This is a genomic window from Microcystis sp. M169S2, from assembly GCF_020245865.1.
GTDB classification, from domain to species: Bacteria; Cyanobacteriota; Cyanobacteriia; order Cyanobacteriales; family Microcystaceae; genus Microcystis; species Microcystis ichthyoblabe_A.
Genome location: NZ_JADBUB010000157.1, coordinates 1 through 5,832, shown reverse-complemented (window position 1 = coordinate 5,832; position 5,832 = coordinate 1). Strand labels below are relative to the sequence as shown.

Here is a 5,832-nt window from a genome sequence, read left to right as displayed (position 1 = left end):
TTGAATACAGTGGAATGTACGATTAGGGAGGGAAGTTATCGTTTTTCTAAGATAACTCGACCGACCCAACTGCAACAAAAAGCGTTAGATTTATTGGGAGTTTCCCTAATTTGTAGCCAGTAACGGGGTGCCGGAAATTCTTTTAATCCCTTCTACAGCACAGCTTATGGCTTTTTGTCAACGGGGAAGTCCAGAAATACCAAACTTGAGTTTTAAGGAAGATAGTCAGAATCAAGGATTTCTGCAAAGGTAAAGGGTGATTCAATCGGGAATAAATCAGCAGAGAGTTGATACTTTCTGAGAGTATCTTCTCTGGCTGCTTGATAACAATCTATCCAGATTTCAGGAATCAATCTTCTCAGACTTGGACTCTCTTTTAATAAGCGTTGAACTTGTCTGCGTTGTTCAACAATTGTGCTGCGCCACCCTTGAGTATTTGCTTCCTTTTCAGTCAGCCAGTAAGTCAATTTAAGCAAATGTTCGGCAATGACGGTTAAGCGACTTTCTAGTTCTCGTTTTTCACTCCTTCCCATCGTTTCAATTTCTTCGATCAAATTTTCTAAGTCTAATTTTTCAAAACGATGTTCTTTGAGTAAATTAGCGGTTTCTTGTAACCATCGGTAGAAATCTTCTTGATAAAGACTTTTACCTGAGGAGACTAAAGACTTTTCGATGCTCATTTGATGATGACCTAGAAAAAAGAATTCTTAGATAATTTAGAAGCGAATCCCCGATCTCAAAAAGATTGGCAGAATATCGCAGGATGACTCCTGAAAACATCAGAGCTTTAAATTTAAGCTAAAATTAGGTAAAACATCTTCACCCGATAAATCAGTGGGATTTTCTAATATTTCTACCTCCTTTCCTTGACGATAAATTTCAACTTGCCGATTCTGCGGATCGATTAACCAGCCTAACCTTGCGCCATTTTCCCTATACTCAAGCAGTTTTTTTTGTAATTTGTCAAGACTATCGGATTCAGAGCGTAATTCCACCACAAAATCGGGACAGAGGGGAATAAATCCCTTTTTCTGCTTAGGGGTTAAAGATTCCCAGCGTTCTCGACTCATCCAAGATAGATCGGGAGAACGAATCGCCCCATTTGGTAGTATAAATCCAGTGGAAGAGTCAAACCCGACTCCTAAAGCTTCATTTTCTTCGCACCAGCGAAACAATTGTCCTGTTATACGAAAATTTCGTTGTCCTGATTCGCCACCTGTCGGGGGATTCACGATTAATTCTCCTTGGGCTGTACGTTCTAATTTTAAGTCACGGTTGACCGCAGCAAGGGCTTCAAACTGTTCAAGGGTGATAGAAAGAGCGATCGCCCTAGGAATTTCTAAGGAGAGGGTTTCGGGTGAGGTGGTGACTGCTAACATAGTCCTTTGATCAGGTGGAACTCATATATACTATTAAAGATTATTTGTCAAGTTTCTGCACAGAATTCTTTAGCTTGCGCTGAACAAATTCCCGATTTTTTGGGGAAACTTCCACCTCGATTGGGCGGTTTCACTAAATAACAGGTTACAATAGCCAATACTTAACTAAATTTACCTAAAAACCATCGATCGTGTTCTACGCTATTGATTTCGGAACCAGTAATACCGTCATTACTCGTTGGAATGGGGCGACAAATAGGGCCGAAACCGTGAAATTATCGGAGTTATCCCAACAAATAGCCGACAATCCCCCCCTAATTCCCAGTTTACTCTATATTAAATCAGCCAATCCCCTGCAAGTAATTGCCGGTCAAGCAGTGCGCGATCGGGGTTTAGATGTTGATCGAGATCCGCGTTTTTTTCGTCGCTTTAAACGAGGTATCGGCGCAAAAATTCAAGGATTTTTACCGGAATTAGAGGAAACTGTCCTCAGTTTCGAGGGAGTTGGTCAATGGTTTCTCGATAGCATCATCGACAACTTAAAAAACACCACCCCAGAAACCCCCCAATCTCTAGTTTTAACCGTTCCCGTCGATAGTTTTGAAAGTTACCGCAATTGGTTAAGCAATGTTTGTCAGGGATGGGAAATCGAACAAATTCGACTAATTGATGAACCCACGGCCGCCGCTTTGGGTTATGGAAGCACGGGTGATCAGGTGATTTTAGTGGTAGATTTTGGCGGTGGCACCCTCGATCTTTCTTTGGTACAATTAGATTTAGATAATCCTCAAAAAAATCAAGGTTTTATTCTCAAGTGGGGAGAAAAAATTTTAGGCAATAATTCCGCCCAAAAAACTAAACTAGCGAGGGTTTTAGCCAAGGCAGGGATAAATTTAGGGGGGTCAGATATCGATGATTGGATTGTCGATTATTTTGCCCAAAAGCAATCTTTAGGGAAAACTTCCTTGACTACTCGTCTAGCAGAAAGATTAAAAATTAAACTTTCTTCCCAATTAACCGCCGCGGAGGTATATTTTGATGAGGAAAATTTCGAGAGTTACGAGTTAAGCTTAGATCGAGAACAATTGAACGATATTCTCCAACAACAAAACTTTTTTAATCAATTAGATGATTTAATGACGGGAGTTTTGCAACAGGGAAGACGCAATGGAATTGAAGTTAGCGATATCGATGCGGTGTTATTAGTTGGGGGAACCGTACAAATTCCGGCGGTAAAAGATTGGGTGCGACAGTATTTTGATAGTAGTAAAATTAAAGAGGATCGACCCTTTGAAGCGATCGCTTTAGGAGCGTTACAATTAGCCCAAGGTTATCAAGTCAAAGATTTTCTCTATCATAGCTACGGCATTCGTTACTGGAATCGTCGCAAAAATGCCCACGCTTGGCATCCAATTATTAACTCTGGACAACCCTATCCTATGGAAAAACCCGTGGAATTAGTACTAGGTGCTTCCGTGGACAATCAGCCTAGCATTGAATTAATTATCGGCGAATTAGGCACAGAAAGTGGGGCAATGGAGGTCTATTTTGATGGTGATAAATTAATCACTCGTTCCCTCGGTAATGGAGAAACTAGCGTCCAACCTTTAAATGATCGCGAGGGGGCCCGATCGATCGCTAAACTCGATCCTTTAGGTTTTCGGGGTAAAGATCGCATTAAAGTGCAGTTCTGGATTGATGATCAGTGCTTTCTGAGGATTAATGTGGAAGATTTACTCAGTCAAGAATTGTTACTAAATAATCAAATCGTTACCAAATTAAGCTAGGGTTTGCGGCAAAAAGTTGCTCCTGGGTGTAGGGTGTGGGGTGTAGGGTGTGGGGTGTGGGGTGTGGGGTTTTACCGATTTTGAGGTAGTCAGTTACCTAATTTTCAGGGAAAAAGTCCAGGGATTTTACCCCCGATCACTCCAATGGTCAACACTTTTTGAGGGAAAAAAAGTCTAAAAGCCTTATCTAACAAGGTTTTTAGATTTATTCAGCAAACCCTACCTAATTTTTAGGAAAAAATTACCTGAATTTTACCCCCGCTTACTCCCATATCTGGTACTTTTTGATTTCCAAAAAGTCTAAATTTTAGATTTATTCAGCCTGCTCTAAGTTAGGCTTGGCTTCAGCCAAAAATCAAGTGCAGACTCATAGTAAGTTTGCACTGATATTATCGCAATATTCTGTTTTACTGGTGGCTTTATCGACTGTGATCGCGCACGGGGATCGGGATTAGTTCGGGTTCGGGTTCGGGTTCCGGGCCAAAAACACTCTCGATCAGTTTGCGCGCCCATTCTCTCAATTTTTCTATCACTTCATCTAAATAGTCCATTGACCAAATGGCTCCTTTGAGATACTAGCTATGAGTTTTCGTCGATTGATCCCCGCAACAGCCACGCAAAAGCTTGATTCTAGAGAATTTTAACTAATTTTTATCGTTTGGCTGTTCAATCTGACGAACGGGGGAATCTATATCTTGTACTTATATTAAGCTTAACATAACTTTTTAGTCTGAGTATATATTCTTGGCAACTCTTTTTTAAGATATTGTTAATAAATCCCTGCGTAGGCGATCGAGAGCGGTATAAGCACTAATCTGGCGAATGGTCAAGCGATCTCGATTTTCTCCGAAACGATGCTCAGATACGGTAACATTTCTCTGAGGATCGGCTAAACCGATATAAACTAGGCCCACGGGTTTTGTCTCACTGCCGCCTCCCGGTCCGGCAATACCCGTGATACTGATCCCCCAATCCGTAGCGAGGCGTTTTTGCACTCCTAAGGCCATCTGTTGGGCAACAATGGCACTGACAGCCCCGAAATTATTTAAATCCCGCTCATTTACGTCTAAGAGGGCAACTTTTACCCGATTATCGTAGGAAATAACCCCACCCCAAAAATAATCGGAACTGCCGGCGATTTGGGTGATAATTTCCCCTAATTCCCCTCCGGTACAGGATTCTGCCACACTCAAAGTTTGTTTTTGTCGCCGCAAAAGTTCCCCCACCACTGCGGGTAAAGTATCATCATCAGAGCCAAAATAATCTAATCCAGCAATTTCCTTAATTTCCGTCGCTACTGGTTCAATTACCTGTAAAGCAGCCTCTAAAGAAGGGGCTTTCGTCGCAATTCGTAAACGCACTTCGCCTAAACCAGCATAGGGAGCAACGGTGGGATTAGTCAGATTAAATAAATGGGCTACTTTTTCCGCTAAAGCTGACTCACCAATACCGCGAAATTTGAGAGAACGACTATAAATCCTCTCTTTGCCCCATCCTTGACTTTTTAGGTAAGGAATCGCCGTTTCTACCCACATTCTCTTCATTTCTGAGGGTACTCCGGGGAAAGTGAGAATAGTTACGTTAGTCTCTGGTTGCCAGATCATGCCGGGGGCGGTTCCCGTCGGATTTGGCAAAAAATCGGCTCCCACAGGTATTAAAGCCTGTTTACTGTTACTAAGAGGCATTTCTCGCCCTAAACTCGTAAATTTAGCCTCTATTTCTGCTAAAATCTCTTTATCTTCCCTGAGGGGCGTTTGGAAAAAATCGGCGATTGTTTCTGTGGTTAAATCGTCGGGAGTAGGTCCCAGTCCCCCGGTAAAAATTAAAATTGAGGAACGTTCTCGGGCAATAGCGATCGCTTTTTTCAGTCTTTCCACATTATCCCCCACCACCGTTTGATAATAATGGGGAATGCCTAATTTTGCTAATTCTAGGGCTAAATATTGGGCGTTAGTATTAACTATATCCCCTAATAATAATTCCGTTCCTACACAAATAATTTCAGCGGCCATAATTTTTGACAATTAGCTTAAGATTTTCAATTTTGATCATCAACTGATCTCCTGTCACCATCGTTCGATCGGGGTTTCGGTAACGATGGTCATGGAAGTTAACAATATCAGTGCGCTCCCACATTATACCAGTAAGCTATCAACAATCAGAGTCTTGTATATTAAATATCACTTTGTTGCTGAACAGCCCATATCTGATTTAGCAAACATAAAATCAGCGCATTATTCCCTTATATAACAATAATTGATCATAATCAAGCATAACAAAGTATTGCCGAGCATCACCTCTTCCTTCCTGCCATCACAAACCCCACCAAAATCATCTAAAATTAAAATGTCCACTAAATAATAAAATTCTATGACTCGCTGGTTTAATATTGCCGGTCCCTGTTCCAACGATATCCACTATATGCTCTCTCCCACAGTGCGATTACCAGATTTAGAGGAGCTAATTCAACAACGTAGTTACTTTGTCCTACACGCACCACGACAAACGGGGAAAACCACCGCAATGTTAGCCCTAGCAAAACAACTTACTGCTACAGGAAATTATGCCGCAGTCATGGTATCAGTGGAAGTAGGAAGTGCATTTAATCATGATCCTACTGCCGCAGAATTGGCAATTTTAGGGGCATGGTATAATACAATAAATAT

Annotated in this window: 6 protein-coding genes and 1 pseudogene; 2 read left to right on the top strand and 5 right to left on the bottom strand. The window is 41.5% G+C overall.

The window, feature by feature from the left end; genetic code table 11:
* Positions 1–212: 212 nt before the first annotated feature.
* A complete protein-coding gene (locus IM485_RS15895; RefSeq protein WP_104398022.1) occupies positions 213–680 on the bottom strand; it encodes a DUF29 domain-containing protein in 468 nt (155 codons plus the stop codon).
* Positions 681–779: 99 nt separating this feature from the next.
* Positions 780–1,379: a Uma2 family endonuclease gene (locus IM485_RS15890; protein WP_104398021.1), complete on the bottom strand. Its 600-nt coding sequence runs from the start codon at positions 1,377–1,379 to the stop codon at positions 780–782.
* A gap of 191 nt (positions 1,380–1,570) precedes the next feature.
* On the opposite strand from IM485_RS15890, the gene IM485_RS15885 reads away from it, so the two are divergent.
* Positions 1,571–3,166, top strand: a complete 1,596-nt coding sequence (locus IM485_RS15885) for an Hsp70 family protein (RefSeq protein ID WP_104398020.1) — start codon at positions 1,571–1,573, stop codon at positions 3,164–3,166.
* Positions 3,167–3,585: 419 nt separating this feature from the next.
* On the opposite strand, the gene IM485_RS15880 is transcribed toward IM485_RS15885, so the two are convergent.
* The 3 genes from IM485_RS15880 to IM485_RS15870 all read right to left on the bottom strand — a co-directional run bounded on the left by IM485_RS15880 (position 3,586) and on the right by IM485_RS15870 (position 5,302).
* Positions 3,586–3,717 carry a hypothetical protein gene (locus tag IM485_RS15880; RefSeq protein WP_255520650.1) on the bottom strand — a complete coding sequence of 44 codons (132 nt, stop codon included), beginning with the start codon at positions 3,715–3,717 and terminating at the stop codon, positions 3,586–3,588.
* A gap of 207 nt (positions 3,718–3,924) precedes the next feature.
* Positions 3,925–5,178: a competence/damage-inducible protein A gene (locus tag IM485_RS15875; protein ID WP_287744274.1), complete on the bottom strand. Its 1,254-nt coding sequence runs from the start codon at positions 5,176–5,178 to the stop codon at positions 3,925–3,927.
* Complete coding sequence (locus tag IM485_RS15870) at positions 5,168–5,302, bottom strand: hypothetical protein (RefSeq protein ID WP_272948759.1); 135 nt, start codon at positions 5,300–5,302, stop codon at positions 5,168–5,170. The genes IM485_RS15875 and IM485_RS15870 overlap by 11 nt, the downstream gene beginning before the upstream one ends.
* Before the next feature lie 234 nt (positions 5,303–5,536).
* Here IM485_RS15870 and IM485_RS15865 point away from each other — a divergent pair.
* Positions 5,537–5,832, top strand: a pseudogene (locus tag IM485_RS15865) (ATP-binding protein); the annotation flags it as partial.